We start from the raw sequence: 26,571 nt of genomic DNA, 5'->3' as shown, positions 1-26,571 counted from the left end.
CCGGCCGGTCGAGCACCGTCGCGGTGCCGCTGGTCGGGCGGATCAGCCCCAGCAGGGCCCGCAGGGTCGTCGTCTTGCCGGCGCCGTTCGGGCCGAGGAAGCCGTACACCTCCCCGCGACGGACCGTCAGGGACAGGTCGTCGACGACGGTGCGGGTCCCGTAGCGCTTGGTGAGCCCGTCCAGCACGACGACCTCGTCACCCGGCCGGTCCCCGGCGTCCTCCTGCACAGGCTGCATGGCGGGACTGTGCCCCCGCCCGCGGAGCCCTGTCGACCGCTGCGCCGGGCGTGGCGCGGACTTTCCCCCGGAGGACGGGTCCGTCCGGCCCGCGGCGCGCCTGCGGCTGCGACCTGGGGCACGACCGGGACGCGACCCAGGTCGGACCTGCCACCACCCGAGGGTCGGAGTTGCCACCTCAGGCGGGCTCAGGAGTCGACTCCTGTCGTCTTGGGCTGGCCCGGTCACCTCGACAGGGTTGTCCTCGCCAAGCGACAAGGTGGCGGGGTGCGCTCCGCACCGGCTCGTCGACCAGCGCGGCTCGATCGGGAGGGCTGTCATGCGCAACACCAGCAAGGCCAGGAAGGTCAGAGGTCCATGGGGGGCCCGCAGTCGAGCGGTCGTGGTGGCCGCGGGGTTGATGCTCGCCGCCCTGCCAGCGAGTGCTGCGGTCGCCGGTGGGGGTCACGGAGGCGGTCACGGAGGCGGTCACGGAGGCGCCACGCTGACGGTGCACCGGGGCGAGTCGATCCAGGCTGCGGTCAACGCCGCCAGGTCCGGGGACACGATCAGGATCGAGGCGGGCGACTACCGCGAGGCCGTCTGCGTCGACCACAAGGGCCTGACCATCGTGGGCGCCGGCGCCGGCAGGACCACGATCAGCTGGCCCAGGTGGAACTCCATCGGGGAACTCCCGACAGCCACGCCCACCCCCTGCTGGGCGGCGCAGGAGGCCGCGGACGCCGAGGACGACCCGACCACGTCGAACGACGATGTCTCCGGCCTGTTCTTCCTCTACCCCGACTCGCCGGTCAGCGTCAGTGGCCTGACCACCAAGAACCACCCGGCGAGCGGGATCGCCGCCTGGGGCGCCAACGGGTATGACGTCCACGACACCGCGGGCCTCGGGCACGAGCGATACGGCGTGATGGCCGCGGCCTCCAGGAACATCTCGATCGCGAACAACTACGAGAAGGGCGTCGAGCGCCCGGCACCGTTCTACGGCGGCACCGGCGGCGTCGGGCTCGGTGACTCCGACGCCGCGGCGGCGGACATCATCGGCAACTACGTCGAGGGCTACAACCTCGGCGTCTTCGTCCGCGAGTCGCGGGGTGGCAAGATCAGCGGCAACACCGTGACCGGCAACTGCGTCGGGATCCTGTTCTTCGACGACTCCGCGACTGAGGTGCCTGACACTTCCCACTACGTCGAGGGCGGCGACTTCACGATCAGCAACAACACCTCGATCGCGAACAACCGGTACTGCATCGCCGGGCGCGACGGCAGCCAGCTGGTCTCCGGGGTCGGCATGTCCATCACCAACGCCGACCACGTCAAGGTGGTCGGCAACACGATCAAGGGCAACCACCCGGTCATCCCGCTCGGCGCGGCGCCGATCAACTACCCGGCCGGCGGCCTGAGCCTGGTCAGCTTCGCGCCTCCGCCGGGCACCAGCCCGGCCGGCGCACCGGACCCAGGTCTCGTCCGGAACATCAAGGTGGTCGGCAACTACTTCGCCGACAACCAGCCGGTGGACATCTGGGTGACCCGTCCGATCCCGGGCACCCTGCTGCAGGGCACCGGCCCGGGGATCATCATCCGGGACAACCACTGCACGACCAGTGATCCTGCTGGGCTCTGCGGCTGACCGCTTGTCCCGCTGGACGCCGAGGCCCCCTCCCTTCCGGGAGGGGGCCTCGGTGCGTCCGCCGGCTGTGACGGAGGCTGCAGTCGGGAAGGGAACGTCGGTCGGGCACGCTGGGCGAGGTTGACCCACGCAATGGAACGGGACGGACCAGCACCGCATGAGCACCACTGAACGCCGCGCGCGCCACCAGGTCACCTTCGCGGTGCTGACCACGGGGGTGATCGCCTTCGCGCTCCTGCAGTCGCTGGTGACCCCGGTCCTGCCGACCCTCGAGGCGGCTCTGGGCACCAACCAGTCCGACGTCACCTGGGTGCTGACCGCCTACCTGCTCTCGGCCTCGATCTCCACGCCCGTCCTGGGGCGGCTCGGGGACATGCGGGGCAAGAAGCGGATGTTCGTCCTCGCGCTGTCCGCGCTGGCGCTCGGCTGCCTGCTCGCCGCGCTGGCCACCAACCTGACCGTGATGATCATCGCTCGGGTGGTCCAGGGGATCGGCGGCGGCGTGCTGCCGCTGGCGTTCGGGATCATCCGCGACGAGTTCCCGCGGGAGAAGGTCGCCGGTGCCGTCGGTGCCATCTCCGCGCTGATCGCCGTCGGCGCCGGGGTCGGCCTGGTCGTGGCCGGCCCGATCGTGAACGCGCTGAGCTACCACTGGCTGTTCTGGCTGCCGCTGGTCGTGCTCGTCGTCGCCGCCCTCGCCGCGCAGTTCCTCGTCCCCGAGTCCCCGGTGCGCACGGCGGGCTCGATCAACTGGCCCGCCGCCCTGCTGCTGTCGGGCTGGCTGGTGGCGCTGCTGCTCGCGGTGAGCCAGGCGCCGTCCTGGGGCTGGGGCTCGGCCTCGGTCCTGGGTCTGCTCGCCGCGGCCGTCGTCCTCGCCGTGCTGTGGGTCGTCGTGGAGTCCCGCTCCGCCCAGCCGCTGATCGACATGCGGATGATGCGGGTCCGTGCCGTCTGGGCGACCAACCTGGTCGCGCTGCTGTTCGGCGTGGCGATGTACGCGGCCTTCGCCTTCCTGCCGCAGTTCCTGCAGACGCCGTCGGCGGCGGGCTACGGCTTCGGGTCGACCGTGACCGCCTCCGGGCTGCTGCTCCTCCCGCAGACCGTGGCGTCCTTCCTGCTCGGCCTGGTGTCCGGCCGGCTCGCCCAGCGGATCGGCTCGAAGCTGGTGCTGCTGATCGGCACGCTGGTGTCCGCCGCCGGCTACCTGGTCTTCGCGCTGGCCCACGACTCGCAGGGCGAGGTGCTGGTCGGCTCCACGGTGATGGGCGCGGGCTTCGGCCTGGCGTTCGCCGCCATGTCGAACCTGATCGTGGCCGCGGTGAAGCCCTCGCAGACCGGTGTGGCCAGCGGGATGAACGCCAACATCCGCACCATCGGCGGGTCGATCGGTGCCGCCGTCATGGCGTCGGTGGTCACCGCGGGCGCCGGCCCCAGCGGGCTGCCCGCGGAGTCCGGGTACACCCACGGCTTCCTGATGCTCAGCGGCGCGCTGGTGCTGGCCGCGCTCGCGGCGCTGCTCATCCCGGCCGTGCGCCGTGACCCGCAGACGCACGTCGAGCCCGACGTCGAGCTGCGCCACCCCGAGGCCGCGCTGGTCGCGGGCGCGACCCTGGTCGGCGACGAGTCGGAGTGACACGCTCGGGGGCATGAGCTCCCGGTCCTGGATGTCGCTGTGGTCGCAGGGCTCGGCGCTGTCGATCGCCTCGGAGGGCTCGTTCCTCTCGATCGGCAGCGTCGGGTCCTTCCTGTCCGTGGGGAGCATCGGCTCGTCCACGTCGCTGTTCTCGGCGTTCAGCTGGATGTCGGTGGGCTCGGCGCTGTCCGCCCAGTCGGTCGGGTCGGTGCTGTCCTGGCGGTCGGTCGGGGGCGCCCGGTCGGCGGGTTGCGTCGCGGCCGCCGCCGCGCTCGGCCTGGCCCTGGCCGGACGGCGCTGACGTGCCCGCGACCGTGGACGAGTACCTGGCGGGGCTGACCGACGACGTCCGGCTCCGGTTGGTGGAGGTCCGCCGCGTCGTGCACGAGGTGGTGCCGGAGGCGGGGGAGAGGATCAGCTACGCGATGCCCACGTTCACCCTGGACGGGCAGCCGCTGCTGCACGTCGCGGCGTGGAAGCAGCACATCGGCCTCTACCCGCTGCCGCCGCTGGACCCGGAGCTGGACGCGCTCATCGCCCCCTACCGCGGGACCAAGGACGCGATGAAGCTGCCGCACGCGAAGCCGCTGCCCGCCGAGCTCCTGGCCCGGGTGGTCGAGGTGCTGGTCGAGCGTCGGCGCGACTGACTACCGGGTCCGGCCGGCGGACCGCTCGGCCACCCGGCGTTGCCACACCATCAGCGCGGGGATGCCCAGCTCCAGCGCCGTGGCACCGATGAACACCGGGTGCGGACGACCGGTCCGCCGCCAGGACAGCGCGCGGGCGAGCCCGCCGAGGAACACGGTGCCTGAGATCGCGCGGAGCGCAGGGGCCTGACGCTCCACGTTGGGCAGCGTCGACCAGATCAGCGGAGCCACGGCGAACCAGATGGCGTGGGCGTAGCGGTACTCGTTGTCCAGCGACGGCTCGACCCGGCTCCGGTCACGGGGCAACGACCCTGGGCCGACGACCACACCGGCGAGCCCGGAAGCGAAGGGGATCGCGGAGAGGGTGCCCAGGGTGATCTGCAGGGCCCGCCGGCCGCCGTCGCCAGAAGTCATGGGGAGGAGGCTCGCAGGTGAGCTGGTCCGGCGGAAGCCGCATCGCAAACGGTTCCGCGGAACCGTCTGGCCGGGCCAGGCGGGGAGCGGCTGCATTGCCGGAGGTGCCAGGACGGTGACGGCGGCGACGAGCAGGTCCGCCGGTCCAGGACGGCCGAACAGCCAGCCCTGCTCGCTGGTCGCCCTGGGCGATGCTGTGGGCCTCGGCGGACACGACGTCGGGGGTCCGTCCCCACGCGCGTGCGGCTCGATGACCATCGCGGCGGCCTCGGTGAGGACCTCCCTCAGGGCGAGGTCGCGCCCGGAGCCCTGAGGACGATCCGCCAGGAGGGGGAAGGCCACCGGTTCGGGGGCGCGAACGGTCGGACCCGGCTACGGCCCGGAGACCCGGAGATCGTCAGCCGCGGCGGCCGAGGAGGTAGCCGATCCAGACGCCGAGCAGGGTGAGCAGGCCACCGCCGGCCGCGCCGACCAGTAGGGGCCGCGCCTCCGCGGGCACCCAGCCGCCCGCGGCCGCAGGGCCCTTGGCGTAGGTCACCGACGCCGCGGTCCCGGCCTGAGGCGTTCCCGCGGGAACGTCCTGGGCGACCGGCGCGACCTCGGCTACCACGTTGGGCTCGGACAGCTCCCTGTCCACCGCGGCGAAGAACTGGCCGGCCATCCGCTTGGCGACACCGGTGATCATCCGCTGGCCCACCCCAGCCACGGCACCGCCGACCACGGCGTCCGCCGAGTAGGTCAGCTCCGTCCCGCCGTCCGACGGCGACAGGGCGATCTGCACCGTCGCCCGCACCGAGCCCGGCCCGCCGGAGCCCGAGGCGTGCATGACGTAGGACGTCGGGAACGAGAGGTCGCTCAACCGCACCTCGCCGGAGTACTTGCCGCGCACGGCGCCGACGCCGGCCGAGACGACCATCGTGTAGCTGTCCTCGCCGACCTGCTGCAGGCTCTCGCAGCCCGGGATCGTCCGTGCCAGCACCGCCGGGTCGGTGATCACCGCCCAGACCTGCTCGGGCGCCGCCGAGAGCACCGCACTGCCGTCCAGGTTCACGCGAGCACTCCAGTCGTCTTCGGACCAACGTTGGTCACCTGGTCCGCGTCCGAGCGCACCAGGTCGTACAGCTCCGTGGGCGAGATCGGCATCGCCGCGATCCGCCGTCCCACCGCGTCCTCGATCGCCGAGGCGATGGCCGCCGACCCGGGGATCACGCCGGCCTCGCCGGCGCCCTTGAGACCCAACGGGTTCAGCGGCGAGGGCGTCTCCTGGTGGTCGATCACCACGTCGGGCACCTCGGAGGCGTAGGGCATCAGGAAGTCCATGAACGAGGCGTTCTGCAGCTGTCCGTCGCGGTCGTAGGCCATCCGCTCGTACAGCGCCCCGCCCACGCCCTGGGCGACGCCTCCGTGGACCTGGCCCTCGACGATCATCGGGTTCACCACGTTGCCGCAGTCGTGCACCACCGCGTAGTCGACGACCTCGATCTCCCAGGTCAGCGGGTCGATCTCCACCACCGCGGCGTGCGCGCCGGAGGCGAACGTCGACCGCACGGGGGAGTAGTAGTCGGTGTGCTCCAGGCCCGGCGCGTCCCCGACCGCGACCGGTGGCTTGGAGTCGTCGCCCGGCCCGGCGAACTGGGTCGCCTGCTTGGCCGCCTCGTCGAAGGCGTACCGCAGCGGGTTGGACAGCACCGCGACCGTGCGCAGCGGGATCGAGGCGCCCGGCGTCCCCTTGACCTGGACCAGCCCCTCGTCGATCTCCAGGTCACCCGGGTCGACCTCGAGGACCTCGGCGGCGATCCGCAGCGCCTTCTCCTTCACCCCGCGGGCGGCGAGCGCGACGGCGTTGCCGCTCATCACCGCGGCCCGGGAGGCGAACGTCCCGACGGCGTAGCCGAACCGGCGGGTGTCGCCGGTGGTGACCTCGACGTCCTCCATCGGGACGCCGAGCTCGGAGGCGACCAGCTGGGCGAAGACGGTCTCGTGCCCCTGCCCCTGCGAGGTCAGCCCGGTGGAGACCAGCACCTTGCCGCTGCCCAGCACCTGCACGTGCCCGCCCTCGTACGGGCCGGGCCCGGTGCCCTCGACGTACATCGCCATCCCGATGCCCAGGTGCCGGCCGCGCGCGCGGGCCTCGGCGCGGCGTTCCTCGACGGAGTCCCAGTGCACCAGGGCCTTCAGCTTGCCCATCAGCCCGACGTAGTCGCCCGAGTCGTAGATGACCGGCCGGCCGTCCTGGAACGTGAGGTGGTGGTCGTAGGGGAACTGGTCGGCCTGGATCAGGTTGCGCATCCGCACCTCGGCCCGGTCCAGCCCGCGCTCCTGGGCGATCCGGTCCATCGCCCGCTCCATCGCGAAGCAGCCCTGCGGCCGCCCCGCCCCGCGGTAGGGCGTCACGATCACCGTGTTGGTGAAGACGCTCTCCACCTGCACCCGGTACACCGGGATGACGTAGGGGCCGACCAGCTGGGTCGCGGTCACGATCGGGACGATGATCCCGTAGGGCGTGTAGGCGCCGTTGTCGTGCCAGATGTGGACGTCGAGGGCGGTGATCCGCCCGTCGTCGTCGTAGCCGACGGTCACCTCCTGGCGCTGCTGCCGCTCGTGCGCCGAGGAGGTGAAGTGCTCGCGGCGGTCCTCGCTCCACTTGACCTCGTGGCCGAGCAGCCGCGCCGCCATCGGGACCAGCAGCTCCTCCGGCCACGGGTGCACGATCTTCACCCCGAAGCCGCCGCCGACGTCGGGTGCGATGACCTCGACCCGCTCCAGCGACAGCTGCAGCTTCGCCGCGATCGCCGCGCGCACCGACGTCGAGGCCTGGGTGCTGGTGTAGACCCGCAGCGAGGAGTCGTCGGCGTCCCAGCGTGCGTGCACGCCCTTGCCCTCCATCGGCATGGCGGCGCTGCGCTCGAAGTACTGGGTGAACGACAGGGTGTGCGGCGAGGCGGCGAGGGCCGGCTCGACGTCGCCGGTCTCCTGGTGGTGCCGGGCCGCGACGTTGTCCGGCACGTCGTCGTGGACGCACGAGCCCGCCTCGCGCGCCGCGTCGACCCCGACGACGACCGGCAGCTCCTCGTAGGTCACCGCGATCCTGTCCACGGCGTCCTCGGCGACGTAGCGGTCGGTGGCGACCACCATGACCACGGCCTCGCCGACGTGCTTGACCACGTCCTTGGCCAGCGGGTACCCGGTGCGCGGGGCGGTGAGCTGGGGGTGCGGGATGAGCACCGGCAGCGGCTCGGCCATCGGGCCGACCAGGTCCTCGTAGGTGTAGACCGCCAGCAGGCCCTCGACGTCCACCGCCGCGGTGACGTCGATGTCGACGATCCGGGCGTGCGCGTAGGGGCTCCGGACGAACGCCGCCGCGTACGCCGACGAGCCGATGTCGTCGAGGTAGCGGCCCTGGCCGGTGATCAGCCGGGCGTCCTCGCGCCGGCGGACCGGCTCCCCGAACAGCTTCGTGGTCACCGGGCGCCGCCGTCCTGCGCCTTCGTGGCCACGATGGCGGACTCGCGCATCGCCGCCGCCGCGTACCGGCAGGCTTTCTTGATGTTGGCGTAGCCGGTGCACCGGCAGAGGTTGCCGCCGACCAGCTCGTCGACCTCCTCCTCGGTGATCTCCACCGAGGCGTCGCGGGCGTCCAGCCCGGCGGCGATCGTGGTCAGGAAGCCCGGCGTGCAGAACCCGCACTGCAGCGCGTGGCACTCCCGGAACGCCTCCTGGATCGGGTGCAGCACCTGGCCGCCCTGGTGGTCGGGCCGGGAGAGCCCCTCCACCGTGGTCACCTGGCGGCCGTCGACCTGGACGGCGAGCACCAGGCAGGAGCGGGTCGGCTCGCCGTCGACGAGCACCGTGCACGAGCCGCAGACCCCGTGCTCGCAGCCCACGTGCGTGCCGGTCAGCCCGAACTCGTTCCGCAGTGCGTCGGACAGCAGCCAGCGCACCGGCACGGTTGCTTCACGTGGAACACCGTTCACGGTGACCGAGATGGCCCGTTCGGTCTGGACGGTGCTCATCGCTCGACTCCGCACTCGTTCCGCTCCTCGGTCGCTGGCGCTCCCTGCGATGCTCGCTCCCGCGTCATCGTCGCGGCGGTCATGCGGTCCTCCGAGCTGCCTCGGCCGCGGCGGTGGCCAGCGTCCGTTCGGTGAGGGTGGCGACCAGCAGGCGCCGGTAGTCGGCGCTGGCGTGCAGGTCGCCGTCGGGGTCGACCAGCCCGCGGGCCAGCTCGCCGGCGGCTGCCCAGTCCGCGCTGTCCACCGGCTTGCCGGCGACCGCGTCGGTCAGGTCGTGCACCTCGGGCACCAGCCCGACGGAGAGGTAGGCCGCCCGGGCGCTCGACACCCGGCGGTCCGCGTCGAGGGTGACGACGACGCCCGCCCCGCAGACCGCGTAGTCGCCCTTGCGCCGGGAGATCTCGGCGAACGCGGTGCCCGAGCGCTCCGGCAGCGCGGGGAAGAAGGCATCGAGGACGACGGCCGGCCCGTGCACCGAGGTCTCCAGCGGACCGACGAAGAAGTCGCCCCAGCCGATCGTCGCCCGCCCGCCCGGGGTGGCGACGGTGACCGACCCGTCGGTGAGGGCCAGCACGGAGGTCATCTCGCCGGAGGGGTCGGCGTGTGCGATGGAGCCCACCGTCGTCCCTCGGTTGCGGATGGCGGGGTGCGCGACGTTCGCCGTCGCCCGGCCCAGCAGGGGCTGTGCGGCGGCCGCCTCGGCGGAGTGCAGCAGCTGGACGTGCCGCACGAGCGCGCCCACCCGGACGCCGTCCCGGCTGACCGTGATGCCGTCCAGGCCGGGCACCCGGTTGATGTCGACCAGCGTGGTCGGCGCGGCCAGCCGCATGGACAGCAGCGGCAGCAGCGACTGGCCACCCGCGAGCACCTTGGCGCCCTCGTCCGCGGCGAGGACGTCGAGGGCGTCCTCGACCGTCGTCGGGTCGGCGTAGCCGAACGAAGCGGGCTTCACCGGGTGCCGTCACCTCCGAGCAGTCCTGCACGAGCGGGGAAGGCACGACTCTGTCACCGCGACCTGTGACGCGGAAGTACCTCAGTGCTAAATCTTCGTGACGCGGAAGTCCCTCACCGCTAAGGGGCTCTCTCCGGTAGCGTCCCGCCAGGTGAACGACAGCCAGGGCGTCCGGCACGTCTCCCTGCGGAGCGGCGTCTACGCCGACTCGGTCCGCCTGATGCAGGTCAGCCGGGACATCGGCGCCCGGGACGGCGTCCGAGCCGTGCTGGTGGCGATGGCCACCCCGCTGAACCTCGAGCTGGCCGCGGGCATGGGCCTGGCGCCCGACGGCGAGGCGAAGCCCGACCAGCTGCTCGTCGCGCTCACCGCCACCGACGACGCCGAGCTGACCGCCGCCGTCGCCGCCGTCGAGGCCGCGCTCGCGCACCGGGAGAAGTCCGGCGACGTGCAGACCATCCCCGCGCGGACCATCGGCGCAGGGCTGGCCGACGCGACCATCCCCGCGCTGGCGATCGTCAGCGTGCCCGGCCCGTACGCCGCCGCCGAGGCCGCCGACGCCATCGCCGCGGGGCGCAGCGTGCTGGTGTTCAGCGACGGCGTGCCGGTCGAGCAGGAGATCGCGCTCAAGCGGGCCGCACACGAGGCCGGGGTCCTGGTGATGGGCCCGGACTGCGGCACCGCGATCGTCTCCGGCGTCGCGCTCGGCTTCGCCAACGTCGTCCGCCGCGGCCCGGTCGGCCTGGTCGCGGCCAGCGGGACGGGCGCCCAGCAGGTCAGCTGCCTGCTCGACGCCGCCGGCGTGGGCGTCTCGCACGTCCTCGGCGTCGGTGGCCGCGACCTGTCCGAGGCGGTCGGCGGGCTGGCCACGCTCGACGCCCTCGCCGCGCTGGACGCCGACCCGTCGACCGAGCGGGTGCTGCTGGTCTCCAAGCCGCCGGCCGCCTCGGTCGCGGCGCGGGTGCGCGAGGCGGCCGACCAGCTGTCGGTGCCGGTCCGCTCGGCGGTGCTGTCCGCGGAGCAGCCCGACCTCACCGCGGCCGTGGAGGCGCTCCTGAATGACCTCGGTGTCGCCGTCCCTGAGTGGCCGTCGCGTCCTGGCACCGCCGACGCCGTCCCGGACGGCGCCGTGCTGAAGGGCTTCTACTCCGGCGGCACCCTGGCCGACGAGACGATGCTCATCGCCGCTCCCGTGCTCGGTGACATCCGCTCCAACACCCCGCTGCGCCCCGAACTGGACCTCGGCACCGACCTGCGCGCTCGCGGGCACGTGGTCGTCGACTTCGGCGACGACGCGCTGACCGTCGGCCGCGCGCACCCGATGATCGACCCCACGCTGCGGCTCGAGGCGATCAGCAACCTCGCGGCCAGCCGCGAGCCCGCCGTCCTGCTGCTCGACGTCGTCCTCGGGCACGGCGCGGACCCCGACCCGGCGTACTCCCTGGTGCCCGCGCTGCAGGCAGCCGGGCTGCCGGCCGTCGTCGCGCTGGTCGGCACGGACGGCGACCCGCAGGGCTGGTCCCGGCAGGCCGACGCCCTCGCCGAGGCCGGCGCCGCGGTCTTCGCCAGCAACGCCGCTGCCACCCGGTACGCCCTCAGCCTGATCGGAGACGGCCATGAGTGACCCCCTCGGCGGCCTGCTGGCCGCCCCGCCGTCGATCGTCGCCGCCGGCGTGGAGGTGTTCTCCACCGCGCTGCGCCAGCAGGGCGTGGCGGTCGCCGACGTCGACTGGCGTCCGCCGAGCTTCGGCAGCCCCGAGGACCTCGCCCAGCTCGCGCTGGACCCGCGCCGGGCCGCCGCCAACCGGGTCGCCGTCGAGCGGGTGCTCGCCGCCGGCTCCGTGCTGGTCGACGTCCGGCCGGCCCGCGAGGTGCTCGACCTGCCCGACCGGGTGCTGCTGCACTCCGGCCCGCCGCTGACCTGGGAGACGGCGTCCGGCCCGATGCGCGGCGCGCTCATCGGCGCGACCCTGTTCGAGGGCTGGGCCACCGACGTCGAGGACGCCGAGCGGGTGCTGGCCGCCGGCGAGATCGCGCTCGACCCGTGCCACCACCACCGCACCGTCGGCCCGATGGCGGGGGTGACCAGCCCGTCGATGTGGATGTGGTGCCTGCAGGACCCGGCGACCGGCGGCCAGGCCTGGTGCAACCTCAACGAGGGCCTGGGCAAGGTGCTGCGGATGGGCGCCTTCAACGAGGAGGTGCTGACCCGGCTGGCCTGGATGCGCGACGTCCTCGGCCCGGTGCTGTCCGCGGCGGTGCGCAGCCGGCCCGAGCCGCTGGACGTCAAGGCGATCCTCGCCCAGATGCTGCAGATGGGCGACGAAGGGCACAACCGCAACCGCGCCGGCTCGCTGATGGCGCTGCGCGAGCTCTCCCCCGCCATCGTGGCCACGAAGGCGCCGTCGAGCGACATCGCCGAGGTGCTGCGGTTCATCGGTGGCAACGAGCACTTCTACCTCAACCTCGGCATGCCGACGGCGAAGCTGGCGATGGACGCCGCCCGCGGCGTGCCCGGCTCGACGATGGTCACCGTGCTGTCCCGCAACGGCACCGAGTTCGGCATCCAGACCGCCGGCACCGGCGACCGCTGGTTCACCGGCCCGGCCAACACCCCGGTCGGGTTGTTCCTCGGCGACTACGGCCCCGAGGACGCCAACCCCGACATCGGTGACTCCGCGATCATGGAGGCCTACGGCGTCGGCGGGTTCTCGATGGCCGCGGCTCCCGCGATCGTCCGGTTCGTCGGCGGCTCGGTGCCGGACGCACTGGCGACGACGGAGCGGATGTACCAGCTGACGCTGACCGAGAACCCGGCCATGCAGATCCCGATCATGGGCTTCCGCGGCTCGCCGACCGGGATCGACGTCCTCAAGGTCGCCCGCACCGGCTGGCTGCCGCAGATCAACACCGGGATGGCCGGCCGGGTCGCCGGCACCGGCCAGGTCGGCGCCGGCCTGGTGCAGCCGCCGCAGCAGTGCTTCGAGCAGGCGCTGGCCGCGCTGGCCGAGGAGTCCCGCGCCGCGGTCTGAATCCCCTTGCCCGGCGCAACCGGGCAGGCCAGGCTGCCGGTCGTGCACTCCTCCTGGCCTCACGACGACGCCGAGCAGTCCCGCCGGTTCAGCGCGCCGGAGAACGAGGTGCCGGCGACGCTCCCGGTCAGCGCCGTGCTCACCCGGACCGAGCACGCGGCGGTGACGCTGACCGGGGTCCAGGTGTTCAGCACCGGGATCGGCTTCACCCTGGCGGCGCGCTGCCGGCCGGAGGCGCTGCCCGACGGCGAGGCCGATCTGCACGAGCTGCTGTGGCGCGGCCACCGGGGCCGGGACACCGCACTGCTGGTCGGCGTCGAGCTCGCCGACGGGCGCCGCGCCAGCAACCTGCCCGGCCGCGACCCGTTCGCCACCGCGGGCGGCCCCGAGGACCTGGTGTTCACCCAGGGGAGCGGCTCCGGTCACGAGCTGACGGTCGAGCAGGAGTGGTGGCTGAGCCCGCTCCCGCCGGCCGGACCGCTGCGGATCGTCGTCCGCTGCGACCTGCTGGGCCTGCCCGAGACCGTCAGCGAGCTCGACGGTGCGGCGATCCGCGCGGCCGCCGAGGGCGTCGTCGTCCTGTGGCCGTGGGTCCCGCCGCACGTCCGCGAGCCGCGCGAGCCGCCGGCTCCGGACGTCCCGGCGGACAGCTGGTTCGCCCGCCGCTGAGGGCCATGTTGGCCATCATGGCCCTCAGGGGTAGTCCGCGGTCGACGACCACGACCGAGGGGGACCCATGGCCAGTTGCGAGGTCTGCGGCAACGACTACCGGCTCAGCTTCGAGGTGCACGCCGCGGGCGCGGTGCACACCTTCGACAGCTTCGAGTGCGCCATCCACGCGCTGGCGCCGGTCTGCGAGCACTGCAGGGTGAAGGTGGTCGGGCACGGGGTCGAGGCCGACGGCGTCTTCTTCTGCTGCGCCTCGTGCGCTCGCATGCACGGTGAGCAGGCGAGCGCGGCCGAGCTGGTCGACCACGCGGGGCGCGCACCCGACGAGCGGTGAGCCCCGCCGACGTCGTCCGGCTCAGCAAGCGGCTGTCCTTCGTGCTGCGGCACCGGCCCGACAGCGTCGGGTTGACCCTGGACGACGCCGGCTGGGTCGGCGTCGACGAGCTGCTCGGCGCGCTCGGGGTGACCCGGTCGCAGCTGGAGGAGGTCGTGGCCCGCAACGACAAGCAGCGGTTCGCCCTCGACGGCACCGGTTCCCGGATCCGGGCCAGCCAGGGGCACAGCGTCGCGGTCGACCTCGGCTACAGCCCGGCGGAGCCGCCCGCCGAGCTCTTCCACGGGACAGCCCAGCGGTTCCTCCCCGGCATCCTGGCCGAGGGCCTGCGACCGGGCGCCCGGCACGCGGTGCACCTGAGCCCGGACGTCGGGACGGCGCGGGCGGTCGGCGCCCGCCGCGGGCCGCCCGTCGTGCTGCGGGTGGACGCCGCTGCCATGGGTGCCGACGGCGTGGTGTTCTCCCGGTCGGCGAACGGTGTCTGGCTGGTCGACGCCGTCCCGCCCGGACGGCTGACCGTGCTCGCCGCGCGCTGACCCGGGCGCTCCCAGGCTGCGGTCAGCCCGGGATGAGAGCATGGGAGCGACAGGGGACGTTCGGTTCCACGGTGGGTACGGGGGGTGCGGACTGGACGAGCGGCTGGCCGATCTCGTCCTGGCGACCCCGCTGACCGAGGTGCAGCGGATGGTCCTCGAGCAGGACTGGGCGGCCACCCCGCTGGGTCCTGTCGCGAGCTGGTCGCCGACGCTCCTGTCCACGGTCAGCGCCTGCATGAACTCCCGCTTCCCCATGCTGCTCATCTGGGGCCCGGAGCTGGTCATGCTCTACAACGACGCGTACGCCCCGCTCCTGGGGGCGCGTCACCCGAAGGCCCTGAGCCGGTCGCTGTCCGACGTCTGGTCCGACATCTGGCCGACCCTGCGCGGCATGGTCGACGAGGTGCACGCCGGTGCCGCCACCTTCAGCGAGGACCTGCTGCTGGTGACCAGCCGCGACGGGTTCGACGAGGAGACCTTCTTCACCTTCTCGTTCAGCCCGGTGGTGGAGCCCGGCGGTCAGGTCGCCGGGATCCTGGACACGGTCGTGGAGACGACCGGGCGGGTGCTCGCTGCGCGCCGGATGACCGTCCTGCAGCGGCTGGGCAGCCTGCCGCGCTCGGTGCACGGCGGAACCGCCGCAGCGTGTGCCGCAGTCCTCGGGGTGCTGGCCGATGCCCGCGCCGACTGCCCCTTCGGGCTGGTCTACCTGCTCGGCCCGGACGCGCACACCGCGCAACTGGTGGCCAGCTTCGGCATCGACGGCGACGGCGAGCGGGCGGACCAGCTGTTCCCGGCGCAGGTCCGCGAGGCGATGGCCAGCCGATCGGTGGTCACCACCTCCGGGCTGGCGACCGCCCTGCCGGGGTTCTCGTCCGCGGGTGCCAGTCCCGCCGGGGAGGCCGACGTCGATGCCGCCTTCGTGCTGCCGCTGTCCGTGGCCGGCCAGACCGCGCCGGTCGGCGCCATCGTGCTCGGCGCCAGCCCGCACCTGCACATCGACGAGGACTACCGGTCCTTCCTCACGCTGGCCGCCGGGCACGTGTCCGCAGCGGTCACCGATGCCCAGGCCGTCCAGGCCGAGCGCCGCCGGGCCGAGGAGCGGGCCGAGTACGACAACGCCCGCGCCCAGTTCTTCACCGAGGTCGCGGTCACCCTGCAGCGCGCCGTCCTCGGGCCGACCGTGCTGCCGGAGGGCTTCGCCGTCCACTACGAGCCGGCCAGTGGCACGCTGGAGGTCGGCGGCGACTGGTACGACGTCGTCGACCTGCCCGGCAACCGGTACGGCGTGGTGGTGGGCGACGTCGTCGGCCGCGGGCTGCCCGCGGCGGCCGTCATGGGTCAGCTGCGCAGCGCCATCCGCGCGCTGCTGCTGGAGAGCCACTCGCCGGCGCACGTGCTGGCCGCTCTCGACCGCTTCGCCGAGCTCGTGCCCGGCGCCTCCTGCAGCACGGTCTTCTGTGCCGTCGTCGACCCGGCCGAGGGCACCATGCGCTACAGCAGCGCCGGGCACGTGCCGGCGATCGTCGTCGACGCCGACGGGAGCTCCCGCTTCCTGACCGCGGCCGGCTCGCTGCCGCTGGCGGTCCTGGACGACCTGGTCCGCCCCGAGCGGGACGTCGCCCTGGCGCCCGGGTCGACGCTGCTGCTCTACACCGACGGGCTCGTCGAGCGGCGTGACGAGGACCTGGACCAGGGCATGGACCGGGCGGTGGCCGCGGTCACCGAGGGCCGGCACCTCGCCCCCGTCGTGCTGGCGGAGCTCCTCACCGACCAGCTGCTGTCGGACTCGCCCGACGACGACGTCGCCTTCCTGCTCTACCGCAGCCCCGGCTGAACCCCGGGGTGCCGGACGGCGAGCAGCGCGACGTCGTCGTCCACCCGGCCGCCGAGCTCGGCGAGCAGCTCGTCGCAGAGCTGGTCCAGCGACCCCTGCCCGTGGGCCTGCACTGCCTGCAGCAGCCACGCGAAGCCGGCGTCGAGCGGCGCCGTGCGGCGTTCCACCAGCCCGTCGGTGTAGAAGAGCAGCGTGTCGCCGGGGTGCAGCGACAGCTCGTGGTCGGACCGGGCGACGTCCGGCGCGACCCCCAGCAGGCGTTCCGGCGGGCGGTCGAGCAGCTGCACGCGCCCGTCCGCGCAGCGCAGCACCGGTGGCGGGTGGCCGGCGTTGGACCAGCACACCGTGGCCGTGCCGTCCCGGTCCCGGGAGACGGTGGCGACGGCGACCGTGACCAGGGTGTGCAGGTCGAGGTCGGCGAGCACCTGGTCCACCGTGCTCAGCACGGTGGCCGGGGAGTCCGCCGCGGAGGAGGCGATCGCCCGCAGCATCCCCCGGACCTGGGCCATCGTGGCCGCCGCCGGGGCGTCGTGGCCGGCCACGTCGCCGATGACCAGCATCGTGGTCCCGTCGGGCAGCCCGAAGGCGTCGTACCAGTCGCCGCCCACCTGGGCGTGCCGCCCGGCCGGCAGATAGCGCACCGCGGTCGTCAGCCAGTCGACCTCCGGGGGCGGGCCGAGCAGCCCGAGCTGCAACGTCTCGGCGGTGCGCAGCGCGGCACGGTTGGCGGCAGCCTCGGTGCGCAGCTGGGCCAGGTGCGTGTCCCGGCGCACGCGCAGCGTGCACGCGCCCACGGCCAGCACGGTCGCCAGGGTGACCCCCACCAGCCGGATCGACTGGGCCAGCAGCCGTCCCTCGGCGAACTGCCCGTCGTAGACCCCGATCAGGACGGCGGCCAGCAGCGCCAGCAGCCCGTAGCCCACCGTCGCCCGGCGGCCCAGGGCGGTGGCCGCGAGCAGCGGCGGCATCGTGAGCAGACCGATCAGCGACTGACCGCGACCGCTGAGCAGGTCCCCCAGCACGATCGCGGCGAGCACGGCGGCGGGCAGGACCCGCTGCACCCGCCTGGACCCGCTCAACCTGGCGCCCCTCGTCACGTCCGGTCTGTCGGCCACAACCTAGATGAACGCGCCGTCGCCACCGGCGGACGCGCCCTGGATGCCGCGGAACACCGCCCCACCGGCCCGCCCTGCACCCGGCATGCGCATCGACCTCACGGCAAGCAGGCCCTCGTGACCGGCTCGTCGCAGGGCATCGGACTGGCGATCGCCACCGCACTGGCCCGGGCCGAGGCCTCCGTCGTCCTCACCGGCCGCGACCCCGGCCGGCTCGACGGGGCGGCCGACCAGCGCCGGCACCGGCCGCAGTCGCTGCTGCAGCGGCTGATCGAGCCCGAGGAGATCGCCGACATGTGCGGCTACCTCGCCTCACCGCCGGCCTCGGCCACGACCGGCGGCGCGTTGCGGGTGGACGGCGGGTCCGTGGACGCGATCCTGCCCTGACGGGGAGCGCGTCGCTGGATCCGCTGCACAGGAAGCCGTGGCAGGCTCCCAGGTCGAGGGCACGACGAGCGGGTCCGGTGCACGCGGAGGTCACCGATGGCGTTGGACGATGCGTCCCGGCGGCCGTTGCCGCCGCACCTGGACCCCCGTGCCGGGCGCTCCGACCACCCAGCCGACCCCCGCTCCCCGCGGACCGGGCGACTGGCGGTCGTGGCCCGGGTCGTCGCGGCGGTGCTGAGCCTGACGCTGCTCGCCGGCAGCGGCTGGGGCTGGTACCTGGCCCGGGTGGCCGAGGCCAGCATCGGCCGCACCGACGCCATCCCGACCGAGGGCAACACCGACGCGCAGGGCAGCGACCACGCCGGCGAGGCGATGAACCTGCTGCTGGTCGGGCGGGACTCGCGCGCGGGGCTGACGCCCGAGCAGGCCGCGGAGTTCAGCACCGGTGACCCCGAGGGTCTGCTCAACACCGACACGATGATCCTGGTGCACATCCCGGCGGACGGGTCGGCCGCGGCCTTCGTCTCCATCCCGCGGGACCTGTACGTGTCGATCCCCGGGTACGGGGAGTCCAAGCTCAACTCCGCGTTCGGTCGCGGGTACAACGACGCCGAGGGGTCCGAGGCCGAGAAGGAGGCCGCCGGGGCCCGGCTGCTGATCCAGACCATCAGCGGCGTGACCGGCGTGCAGATCGACCACTTCGCCGAGATCAACCTGCTGGGGTTCATCAACATCAGCAGCATCGTCGGCGGCGTCGAGGTGAACCTGTGCAACGCCACCGACGACCCCCTGTCGGGCGCGCACTTCGAGGCCGGCGAGCAGACGATCAGCGGGGCCGAGGCGCTCGCCTTCGTCCGGCAGCGGCACGGCCTCACCAGCGAGATCGACCGGCAGGTCCGCCAGCAGGTCTTCCTCGCCGGGCTGATCCGCAACGTCCTGTCCCAGGACCTGCTGCTCAACCCGGTCAAGCAGCGCCAGGTCATCGAGCAGGTCGGCACCAGCGTCACGGTCGACGAGGGCCTGGACCTGTTCGACCTGGCCGCCCAGATGCAGTCGGTGCGGCCCGACGACATCTCCTTCCGGACGATCCCGGGCCTGGCGGACGCGAAGGAGGACGCGGGCGACGTGCTGGAGCCGGTGGACCCCGACGCCCTGAAGGAGTTCTTCGCCTCGCTGAGCGCCACTCCGGCGGCGGCCGCGGCCGCACCGTCGGTCGAGGCCGCCGACCCCGCCGACGTCACGGTCAGCGTGCTCAACGGATCGGGCGTCTCCGGCGCGGCGGCGACCGCCGCCGATGCGCTCACCGCGGCCGGGTTCGACGCCGGCAGCGGCGGCAACGCCGCCGCCACGGACGTCACGACGATCAGCGCCGCGACCGGGGACGAGGCGCTGGCCGCCGCGGTGGCCGCCGAGGTCCCCGGTGCCGCGGTGACCGTCGACGACTCGCTTGCCTCGGGCACCGTCCAGCTGGTCCTGGGCTCGGACTCCAACGGCATCGGCGAGCCCGTCAGCGCGCCGGTCGCCGACACCCCGGCCGGCACCTACGCCTCCACCGAACGCACCGCGGAGGACACCAGCTGCATCGCCTGAAGCGAGACCTGCGGTCTCGGGTCTTCCCGGTGCGGGAAGGCCCGAGACCGCAGATCTCGAGGGAGAGCTGACTACGCCTTGACGATGGCGGCCACCGGGCCGCCGCCGGAGGGGCCCTGGTGCACTGCGGCCACCGACACGAACACCGCGGGGTCGCCGGTCACCGACGCGGCGACGCCGCCCACGGTGGCCTTGATCTGCCGGTGCCAGAACACGTCGGAGTCGTCGAGCATCGCGTTGCGCCGACCGCGGACGTAACCGGTCGGGTCGGCCTCGCACTTGAGGAAGACGTTGACCAGGTCGTCACCGAGGTCGCTGGTGTGCGGCCGCTCGGGCAGGTCGAGGCCGGCGTTCCGGATCGCCTCCCAGATGCCGTCCTGGTCCAGCGCGTCCTTCATGACCGAGTGGCCGATCCGGTAGTCGCCGCCGTGCCCGCGGGCGTTGCCGACGACGACGATCTGCGCCTGGTCCAGCTCGACGCCCGAGGAGCACGAGGCGACCGCGCTGAACAGCGAGAAGTCCCGCATGACCTGCTTCTGCTCCGGCATCTCGATCTCGCCCAGGGCGAGTGCGATGCCCAGCGCCGTCGTGCCGTTGGACAGGTCCATGGAGCCGTGCGGCTCGTCGTAGTAGGTCTCCTGGCCGCGGGACTTGGCCTCACGGATCGTCTCGATGGTCAGCAGCGGGGTCTTGGTCTGCACGTAGTGGACGTCGGCGGGGTCGGTGATCCCGGCCTCGGCCATCGCCCGGCGCACGCCCTCGGCGACCTTCTCGACCATGGTCAGCCGGCCGATGTCCTCGGGCAGCAGGGTCTCGCTCATCGCGAACCCGACGGTCAGCCGCGGCTCGTCGGTCTTCTCGACCGCGTCCTCGGGCAGCGTGGCGAAGATGGTCGCGTGCGGGCTGATGACGCCGTCCGTGCCACCGGACCAGACGATCGGCACCTGCTTGACCTCGTCGGCCGTGCGGGTGCCCTTGGCCACCAGCACCTCGCGGAAGGCACGGTCGGCGATGATCCGGGTGTAGTCGTTCACCCCGCCGTTGCCCTCGGTCTTGCCGATGACGGCGACGACCCGGTCGGCGTCCATGACGCCGGAGTCGATGAGCTCGGCGAGCTCGGAGGCGTCGCTGACGTTGTGCAGCGGGACCTTGCGGACCTCGATCGGTGCGGGCACTGGATGACTCTCTCTCTTCGATGGGGTACCGGCCTCCCTGCAGGGCCCCGCCGCGAACGTGCGAGCGGTGGGGGGGCAGGGAGGTCCTTCGTCTCTCAGGAAGCGATGAGCAGGGTGCCGACTTCGTCACCACTGACGGCGTCGGAGATGGACTCGAGCGTGGTGATGACGGCGCGGGTACCGCCCCGCTCCACGAAGCGCAGGGCGGCCTCGACCTTCGGGCCCATGCTGCCGCGGGCAAACTGGCCGGCGGCGGCGAGCCCCCGCAGCTCGGCGGCGGTGACCCGGTGCAGGGCACGGGCGTGCGGCGTCCCGAAGTCGACCATGACGTGCGGGACGTCGGTGGCGATGACCAGGGTGTCGGCGCCGAGCTCACGGGCCAGCAGCGCGGCGGTCAGGTCCTTGTCGATCACGGCCTCGACGCCCCGCAGGGCGGCGCCGTCCGGTCCGTCGTCGACCACCGGGACGCCACCACCGCCGGCGCAGACGACCACGAAGCCGCCCGCGCTCAGCGCGGCGATCGCCGGGACGTCGACGACCGACAGCGGTTCGGGGGAGGCGACGACGCGGCGCCAGCCGCGCTCGCCCCGGTCCTCCCAGAGCTGGCCCAGGTCGATGAACCGCTGGGCCTGGGCGGCGGGCAGGAACCGGCCGACGGGCTTGGTGGGGGCGGTGAAGCCGGGGTCGTGGGGGTCGACGAGCGTGCGGGTGACCAACGCCGCCGTGCGCTGGGGGAGCCCCCGGGCGGCGAGGGCGGCGTCGAGCTCGTCGGAGAGGGTGAAGCCGATGGTCGCCTGGGTCTGGGCGACGTTCCAGTCCAGCGGGACCGGGGGCACCTCGGAGGCGGCCAGCTCGTTCTTCACCAGCAGGTTGCCCACCTGCGGACCGTTGCCGTGGGTGAGCACCACCTCGGCGCCGGTGGCGACGACCGCGGCGATGTGCCGGGCGGCCACGGCGATCGCCTCCCGCTGGGCGCCGGGCGTCGCCGACCCGTCGGGGCCGGTCATGGCGTTGCCCCCGAGCGCGATGACGACGCGACGGGGGAGGGGCATGCGGGGACCCTAGCCCGAACTGCCTTAGCGGTGAAGTACCCAGCGGGGTCCTTCGTCAGGCGGCGGCGGCCTCGGGGCGCTGGCTCACGGTCGGGCGCTCGGCGAGGCGGAGGACCCGCACCTGGTCCGCGGGGGCGTCCCCGGTCTCGGCGAGCTGCGCGATGGTGGACATCGCGTCCTCGTGCAGGCGGGCGACCGCGTGCAGGGCCTCGGCGAGGGCGAGGCCGGCTGCGGTGTCCTCGGTGTCGGTGGCGGTGGTTCCCGGAGTGGTCACGTCCTCCTCATCGGCAGTGCACCACCGATGCGGGACCCCGGCCGACGTCAGATCGCGGCGAGCTGCCGGCGGCCCTCGGGAGGGGCGGCGAACTCGTCGGTCACCGCGTCGGCGCCTGCGGCCTGCGCGGCGCCCAGCCGGGCGGTGACGTTCGTGGCGGTCGGCCGGGGACGCAGCACCAGCGGCGGCAGCTCCAGGACCGGCAGCACCTCGTCGTCGTCGTCGTCCAGCAGCTCGTCCTCCTCGTCGGTCACGGACCACGTGGCCGGCTCGCGGTAGGTCACGGGCTCGTCGACCTGGACCGGTGCGGCGTCCTCGACCGGCTGGTCCCAGGTGTCGGCCAGGGTCGCGATGGTGGCCATCGCCTCGTCGTGGAGCCGCGCGACGACCGCGTGCGCGGTGGCCGCCACGGCGTCGATGGAGAAGGTGCCGTCGAAGAGGGGCTGCGCTGTCACGTCCACCCTGATCGGCAGTCCGGACGCCGACCGTGACGGACCGGTCCAGGAGGGCGGGGGTCAGCGCCGCCAGAAGTCGAAGCGGTCCCGCCCCGGACGGAAGCCGGCCTGCTCGACGACGTCCACGGCCAGCTCGAACCGCTGGCCCACCAGGTGCGGCTGGTGCCCATCGCTGCCGAAGCTCACCGCGTCGCCACCCTCCTCGCGGTACCAGCGCAGCAGTTCCACCGACCACAGCGGACTGGTGGTGTTGACCTCCAGCGCCCGGCCGGAACCGGCCAGGGCCCGGAAGACCCCGCGGTACTCCTCCTCGAACGCCGCCTCGGGGTACTGGTCGCGACCGCCGGGCCAGTACCGCCGGGGGAAGTCGCAGTGCGCCAGCACCTGGAAGACGTCGCTGTGCTCGATCATGGCGACCATCTCGACGAGGTACCGGCGCATCGTCTCGACCACGTCGATCCCCGGGGCGTGCAGCAGCCGGTTCACGCCCATCAGCCGGCCGTCGACCGGCAGCGAGTGCAGCGACCCGAGCACGCGGTCGACCGGGGTGGCCTGCAGGTGGGCGGCCACGCTGGCCCCGAACAGGTGCGGCTCGCCCGCCTCGACCCCGGACCAGACGCGCAGCTGCGGGAACCGCTCGCGGGCCTCCCAGATCGTCTCGGCGTAGAGGTCCACGTCGATCGGCAGCTGGTTGGCGGGGTGCCGGTCCTTCAGCCCCTGCGCCGTCGCCCGGTCGGCGGCGTCCCAGACGGTGAAGTCCAGGTGCTCGGTGAAGGCGAGGGCGGGCAGCCCGATCTCCACGGCGTGCGCGCAGGCGCGCAGGAGGGACGCCCGTGGGCCGGTGTCCCACGAGAACTCCGAGTGCACGTGGTTGTCCGGCGGCAGCATCGGTCCCCATCCAACCGGTCGTCCACAGTCGCCGCACACCGGGCCCCTGGTGTCGGAGCCGCCGCCTACGGTCGGGGCATGAGCACCACTGTGGAGACGGATCTGGCCGACGAGGCGCTCGGCGTCCTGCGCGAGCTCACCGGCCGCCCGGAGGCGGTGTTCCGGGAGGGGCAGGACGCCGCGGTCACCGCGCTGGTCGAGCGCCAGGAGCGCGCGCTGGTCGTGCAGCGCACCGGCTGGGGCAAGTCCGCCGTCTACTTCGTCTCCACCGCCCTGCTGCGCCGCCGCGGGAAGGGCCCGACGCTGCTGGTGAGCCCGCTGCTGGCCCTGATGCGCGACCAGGTCGCGGCGGCCGCCCGGGCCGGCATCAAGGCCGTCGAGATCTCCAGCTCCAACGTCACCGAGTGGGACGACATCAACGCCCGGCTGGCCGCCGACGACGTCGACGTCCTCCTGGTCTCGCCCGAGCGGCTGACCAACCCGCGCTTCCGGGACGAGCAGCTGCCGGCGCTGGTGTCCCGCTGCGGCCTGCTGGTCGTCGACGAGGCGCACTGCGTCTCCGACTGGGGGCACGACTTCCGTCCCGACTACCGCCGCATCCGCGACCTGCTCGGCCAGCTGCCGACCGGTACGCCGGTGCTGGCGACGACGGCGACGGCGAACGAGCGGGTCGTCGCCGACGTGGCCGAGCAGCTGGGGGCCGGCGGGGTCGGGGTCACCACCGTGCGGGGTCCGCTCGCCCGGGACTCGCTGCGCCTGGGCGTGCTGCGGCTGGACACCGACCGCGCCCGGCTGGCCTGGCTGGCCGCGCACCTGGAGGACCTGCCGGGCAGCGGCATCGTCTACACGCTCACCGTCGCCGCGGCCGAGGAGACGGCCGCGCTGCTCCGCGACGCCGGGCACGAGGTGCGCGCCTACACCGGGCGCCTCGACGACGCCGACCGCAAGGACGCCGAGGAGGCGCTGCGGGAGAACCGGGTGAAGGCGCTGGTCGCCACCTCCGCGCTCGGCATGGGCTTCGACAAGCCCGACCTGGGGTTCGTGGTCCACCTCGGCGCGCCGTCGTCGCCGGTCAGCTACTACCAGCAGGTCGGCCGCGCCGGCCGCGCCGTCGACCACGCCGACGTGCTGTTGCTGCCCGGGCCGGAGGACCTGGCGATCTGGCAGTGGTTCGCCACCTCGTCGATGCCGCGGGAGGACCACGCGGCCGCGGTGCTCAGCGCGATGGCCGACGGCAAGGCCTGGTCGGTCGCCCGGCTCGAGACCGTCGCCGACGTCCGCCGGTCCAGGTTGGAGCTGCTGCTCAAGGTGCTCGCCGTCGACGGTGCGGTCGAGCGGGTGCAGGGCGGCTGGCGCTCGACCGGCGTCCCGTGGGTCTACGACGCCGACCGGTACACCCGGGTGACGGCGACCCGCGAGGCCGAGCAGCGGTCGATGATCGCCTACGCGCGGCCGGTGGGCGACGCCGAGTGCCGGATGGCCTTCCTGCAGGAGGCGCTCGACGACCCGACGGCGGCCCCCTGCGGCCGGTGCGACGTGTGCGCCGGCGCCTGGTACCCGACGGACATCCCGGCCGGGGCATCGCAGGCCGCCTCCGCCCGGCTGGACCGCCCGGGGGTGGAGCTGGCGCCGCGGGCGCAGTGGCCGACCGGAGCCGACCGGCTCGGGGTCCAGGTCAAGGGCAAGATCGCGGCCGCGGAGCAGGTGGAGACGGGTCGGGCCGTGGCCCGGCTCACCGACCTCGGCTGGGGTCAGCGGTTGCGCACCCTGCTCGGGGACGACGGTGTGGGTGGGGTGGCCACCCTGGCCGAGGACCTCGAGGCGCCGTCGATCGAGGAGGACCCGGACGCCGCCTACGACGTCTCCCACCGGGTGATCCGGCCCGGGTTGCCCTCCGACGCCCCGCCGGACGAGGAGCTGCTGAAGGCCTGCGCCCGGGTGCTCGGCTCCTGGGACTGGGCGCGCCGTCCCGGGGCGGTCGTCGCCATGCCCTCCCGGCGCCGCCCGGCCCTGGTCGCGGGCGTGGCTCAGGGGCTGGCCGGGCTCGGCCGACTGCCCTACCTGGGGGCGCTGGACCTGGCCCACGGGGGCCCGACGGGCGGTCCGGGCGGCAACAGCGCCTTCCGGCTGGCCGGCGTGTGGCAGCGGATCGTGGTCGGCCCTGAGCTCCGGTCGCGGTTGGCCGACCTGGGTGACGCGCCGGTCCTGCTGGTCGACGACCTGGCCGACTCCCGGTGGACGATGACGGTGGCCGGACGCGAGCTGCGGCTGGCCGGCGCCGGCGCGGTCCTGCCCTTCGTCCTCGCCTTGTCCGCCTGAACAAGGACCTCCCTGCCCCCAACACTCGCGAGCTCGCGTCGGGGCCCTGCAGGGAGGCCTACGGGCTACGCCCGCGTTGTCCACAGGTTTTCGAACAGGTGTGCGAAACCTGCGCTAGCGTTCCGGCATGTCTCTCGCGCACCAGCCGTCCATGTGGGACGTCGCCGAGGAGCCGGCGCTCACCCCGTTGTCCGGGCGGGTGACCCGGCACCAGCTGTCGCGCGGCGCCTGGGTCGATCACCTCCCCGGCTGGATCGAGGGTTCTGACCCGGTGCTCGACGTGCTGCTCGGGGACATCGGCTGGCGGGAGGACCGGCGGCAGATGTACGACCGCGAGGTCGCCGTTCCCCGGTTGCTGCGCTGGTACGGCGGTGAGGAGGCGCTGCCGCACGACACCCTCACCGACGCGCGGCGTGCGCTGAACGCGCACTACGGCCCCGAGCTCGGCGAGGAGTTCGTGACGGCCGGCATGTGCCTCTACCGCGACGGGAGGGACAGCGTGGCCTGGCACGGCGACCGGATCGGCCGCAGCCGCACCGAGGACACGCTGGTGGCGATCGTGTCGTTCGGCTCGCCTCGGCCGCTCCTGCTCCGGCCGGTCGGTGGTGGGGACAGCCTCCGCTTCCCCCTGGGGCACGGCGACCTCGTCGTCATGGGCGGGACATGCCAGCGGTCGTGGGAGCACTGCATCCCGAAGACGACGAAGGCCGTCGGACCACGCGTGAGCGTCCAGTACCGCCCCCGCGGCGTCGCCTGAGCGTGTGACCCGGCGGACACCGCCGCCGGGATGACGCGCAACGTCCGACCCGTTGTGGCCACTGTCCACGGAGCACCCGCGAGGGAGCGCTGGGGACGGCAGGACGTGGGCCGGCTCGATGCTCGGACCGCCACCCCGCGGGTGCGACCCGTGGATGCGTGGCGGATGACGCGGAGAGCCAACTGCTCGCCGACCTGCGTGTCCGGGAGCCCCACCAGGCGCCCCGGGCTCCAGGACGGGCCCTCGGGACCCCCGTGCACAACCTCCTCCAGGGGGTGTATGGTTCTTCCTGCACCGAGCGAGAACAGACTGGGCCGAAGCGCCTGGGAAACCGCGCCAGACCCCCGGGTTTGACCGCCGCGGAACTCGGTGTAAAGTACAGAACACCGCCACGAAGAACGCCGAGAAATCGGTCGGGGAACGTGCGCGTCCGCTCCTTGAGAACTCAACAGCGTGCCGAAAGTCAGTGCCAAGTATCAATACCCCCTTGGTCTGGTCCGTTTGTGGATCATGGCCTTTGGGTTCCTTTGGTTGATTGAACGAGAGTGCCAACTCTCGGTCTCAGCTGTGATCAAATCATCTACGGAGAGTTTGATCCTGGCTCAGGACGAACGCTGGCGGCGTGCT

The 26,571-nt window shown here is 73.5% G+C and carries 26 protein-coding genes; 14 read left to right on the top strand and 12 right to left on the bottom strand.

All coding sequences use genetic code 11. The features are described from left to right. The coding region (locus tag FHL79_RS20500; RefSeq protein WP_138760421.1) for an ATP-binding cassette domain-containing protein at window positions 1-238 on the bottom strand (238 nt) is incomplete at its 3' end. A 490-nt stretch (window positions 239-728) separates the two neighbouring features. Here FHL79_RS20500 and FHL79_RS20495 point away from each other — a divergent pair. The 4 genes from FHL79_RS20495 (at window position 729) to FHL79_RS20480 (ending at window position 4,145) form a co-directional block, all read left to right on the top strand. Continuing rightward, complete coding sequence (locus tag FHL79_RS20495) at window positions 729-1,865, top strand: right-handed parallel beta-helix repeat-containing protein (RefSeq protein ID WP_171058262.1); 1,137 nt, start codon at window positions 729-731, stop codon at window positions 1,863-1,865. Between the two features lie 157 nt (window positions 1,866-2,022). Next, window positions 2,023-3,498: an MFS transporter gene (locus FHL79_RS20490; RefSeq protein ID WP_138760419.1), complete on the top strand. Its 1,476-nt coding sequence runs from the start codon at window positions 2,023-2,025 to the stop codon at window positions 3,496-3,498. Window positions 3,499-3,511: 13 nt separating this feature from the next. Further along, window positions 3,512-3,799, top strand: a complete 288-nt coding sequence (locus tag FHL79_RS20485; protein ID WP_138760418.1) for a hypothetical protein — start codon at window positions 3,512-3,514, stop codon at window positions 3,797-3,799. A gap of 1 nt (window position 3,800) precedes the next feature. Then, window positions 3,801-4,145, top strand: coding sequence for an iron chaperone (locus FHL79_RS20480; RefSeq protein WP_138760417.1), 345 nt, complete (start codon window positions 3,801-3,803; stop codon window positions 4,143-4,145). Here FHL79_RS20480 and FHL79_RS20475 read toward each other — a convergent pair whose 3' ends face one another. From FHL79_RS20475 to FHL79_RS20455, 5 genes are all read right to left on the bottom strand, one after another. Next, a complete protein-coding gene (locus FHL79_RS20475) occupies window positions 4,146-4,559 on the bottom strand; it encodes a DUF4345 domain-containing protein (protein WP_138760416.1) in 414 nt (137 codons plus the stop codon). Between the two features lie 397 nt (window positions 4,560-4,956). Beyond that, window positions 4,957-5,610, bottom strand: a complete 654-nt coding sequence (locus tag FHL79_RS20470; protein WP_138760415.1) for an SRPBCC family protein — start codon at window positions 5,608-5,610, stop codon at window positions 4,957-4,959. After that, window positions 5,607-8,024, bottom strand: a complete 2,418-nt coding sequence (gene cutA, locus FHL79_RS20465; protein ID WP_138760414.1) for an aerobic carbon-monoxide dehydrogenase large subunit — start codon at window positions 8,022-8,024, stop codon at window positions 5,607-5,609. Before cutA ends, FHL79_RS20470 begins: the two co-directional genes overlap by 4 nt. Then, entirely contained in the window at window positions 8,021-8,572 is a 552-nt protein-coding gene (locus FHL79_RS20460; RefSeq protein WP_138760413.1) for a (2Fe-2S)-binding protein, read from the bottom strand. Before FHL79_RS20460 ends, cutA begins: the two co-directional genes overlap by 4 nt. A gap of 79 nt (window positions 8,573-8,651) precedes the next feature. Beyond that, window positions 8,652-9,524, bottom strand: coding sequence for an FAD binding domain-containing protein (locus FHL79_RS20455; protein WP_138760412.1), 873 nt, complete (start codon window positions 9,522-9,524; stop codon window positions 8,652-8,654). 151 nt (window positions 9,525-9,675) lie between these two features. Between FHL79_RS20455 and FHL79_RS20450 the strand changes: the two genes are divergently transcribed. The 6 genes from FHL79_RS20450 to FHL79_RS20425 all read left to right on the top strand — a co-directional run bounded on the left by FHL79_RS20450 (window position 9,676) and on the right by FHL79_RS20425 (window position 15,932). Then, window positions 9,676-11,148 (top strand): AllF/FdrA family protein, encoded by a 1,473-nt coding sequence (locus tag FHL79_RS20450; protein WP_138760411.1) that lies wholly within the window; start codon window positions 9,676-9,678, stop codon window positions 11,146-11,148. After that, window positions 11,141-12,556, top strand: coding sequence for a YlbE family protein (locus FHL79_RS20445; protein ID WP_138760410.1), 1,416 nt, complete (start codon window positions 11,141-11,143; stop codon window positions 12,554-12,556). The genes FHL79_RS20450 and FHL79_RS20445 overlap by 8 nt, the downstream gene beginning before the upstream one ends. Before the next feature lie 42 nt (window positions 12,557-12,598). Continuing rightward, window positions 12,599-13,225, top strand: coding sequence for a hypothetical protein (locus tag FHL79_RS20440; protein WP_138760409.1), 627 nt, complete (start codon window positions 12,599-12,601; stop codon window positions 13,223-13,225). Between the two features lie 67 nt (window positions 13,226-13,292). Beyond that, complete coding sequence (locus tag FHL79_RS20435) at window positions 13,293-13,559, top strand: metallothionein (RefSeq protein WP_138760408.1); 267 nt, start codon at window positions 13,293-13,295, stop codon at window positions 13,557-13,559. After that, on the top strand, window positions 13,556-14,095 hold the full coding sequence (locus FHL79_RS20430; RefSeq protein WP_138760407.1) for an RNA 2'-phosphotransferase: 540 nt from the start codon (window positions 13,556-13,558) through the stop codon (window positions 14,093-14,095). The genes FHL79_RS20435 and FHL79_RS20430 overlap by 4 nt, the downstream gene beginning before the upstream one ends. Before the next feature lie 40 nt (window positions 14,096-14,135). After that, window positions 14,136-15,932 (top strand): PP2C family protein-serine/threonine phosphatase, encoded by a 1,797-nt coding sequence (locus tag FHL79_RS20425; protein WP_218938536.1) that lies wholly within the window; start codon window positions 14,136-14,138, stop codon window positions 15,930-15,932. Here FHL79_RS20425 and FHL79_RS20420 read toward each other — a convergent pair. Continuing rightward, window positions 15,914-17,011, bottom strand: coding sequence for a PP2C family protein-serine/threonine phosphatase (locus FHL79_RS20420; protein WP_246081047.1), 1,098 nt, complete (start codon window positions 17,009-17,011; stop codon window positions 15,914-15,916). The two genes, FHL79_RS20425 and FHL79_RS20420, sit on opposite strands and share 19 nt — an antisense overlap. Before the next feature lie 153 nt (window positions 17,012-17,164). Between FHL79_RS20420 and FHL79_RS26230 the strand changes: the two genes are divergently transcribed. Beyond that, window positions 17,165-17,434: an SDR family oxidoreductase gene (locus tag FHL79_RS26230; RefSeq protein WP_138760406.1), complete on the top strand. Its 270-nt coding sequence runs from the start codon at window positions 17,165-17,167 to the stop codon at window positions 17,432-17,434. Window positions 17,435-17,530: 96 nt separating this feature from the next. After that, complete coding sequence (locus FHL79_RS20410; protein ID WP_138760405.1) at window positions 17,531-19,024, top strand: LCP family protein; 1,494 nt, start codon at window positions 17,531-17,533, stop codon at window positions 19,022-19,024. A gap of 71 nt (window positions 19,025-19,095) precedes the next feature. Here FHL79_RS20410 and bar read toward each other — a convergent pair whose 3' ends face one another. The 5 genes from bar to FHL79_RS20385 all read right to left on the bottom strand — a co-directional run bounded on the left by bar (window position 19,096) and on the right by FHL79_RS20385 (window position 22,868). Continuing rightward, window positions 19,096-20,199 (bottom strand): barbiturase, encoded by a 1,104-nt coding sequence (gene bar / locus FHL79_RS20405; protein WP_138760404.1) that lies wholly within the window; start codon window positions 20,197-20,199, stop codon window positions 19,096-19,098. A gap of 95 nt (window positions 20,200-20,294) precedes the next feature. Further along, window positions 20,295-21,251 (bottom strand): carbamate kinase, encoded by a 957-nt coding sequence (locus FHL79_RS20400; protein ID WP_138760403.1) that lies wholly within the window; start codon window positions 21,249-21,251, stop codon window positions 20,295-20,297. A gap of 55 nt (window positions 21,252-21,306) precedes the next feature. Further along, the gene (locus FHL79_RS20395; protein WP_138760402.1) at window positions 21,307-21,525 is read right to left on the bottom strand and encodes a hypothetical protein; all 219 of its coding nucleotides are present in this window, start codon (window positions 21,523-21,525) and stop codon (window positions 21,307-21,309) included. Window positions 21,526-21,572: 47 nt separating this feature from the next. After that, window positions 21,573-21,980: a hypothetical protein gene (locus FHL79_RS20390; RefSeq protein ID WP_138760401.1), complete on the bottom strand. Its 408-nt coding sequence runs from the start codon at window positions 21,978-21,980 to the stop codon at window positions 21,573-21,575. Window positions 21,981-22,040: 60 nt separating this feature from the next. Then, window positions 22,041-22,868 (bottom strand): PHP domain-containing protein, encoded by an 828-nt coding sequence (locus FHL79_RS20385; RefSeq protein ID WP_138760400.1) that lies wholly within the window; start codon window positions 22,866-22,868, stop codon window positions 22,041-22,043. Between the two features lie 78 nt (window positions 22,869-22,946). Between FHL79_RS20385 and FHL79_RS20380 the strand changes: the two genes are divergently transcribed. After that, window positions 22,947-25,187 carry a RecQ family ATP-dependent DNA helicase gene (locus FHL79_RS20380; RefSeq protein WP_138760399.1) on the top strand — a complete coding sequence of 747 codons (2,241 nt, stop codon included), beginning with the start codon at window positions 22,947-22,949 and terminating at the stop codon, window positions 25,185-25,187. 127 nt (window positions 25,188-25,314) lie between these two features. Beyond that, window positions 25,315-25,944 carry an alpha-ketoglutarate-dependent dioxygenase AlkB gene (locus FHL79_RS20375; protein ID WP_138760398.1) on the top strand — a complete coding sequence of 210 codons (630 nt, stop codon included), beginning with the start codon at window positions 25,315-25,317 and terminating at the stop codon, window positions 25,942-25,944. Window positions 25,945-26,571: the final 627 nt, after the last annotated feature.

It is taken from the genome of Modestobacter altitudinis (genome assembly GCF_005930475.1).
Lineage (GTDB): Bacteria > Actinomycetota > Actinomycetes > Mycobacteriales > Geodermatophilaceae > Modestobacter > Modestobacter altitudinis.
Note: the sequence above shows the minus strand (reverse complement) of the source record. Positions and strands in the feature narration are given on the sequence as shown.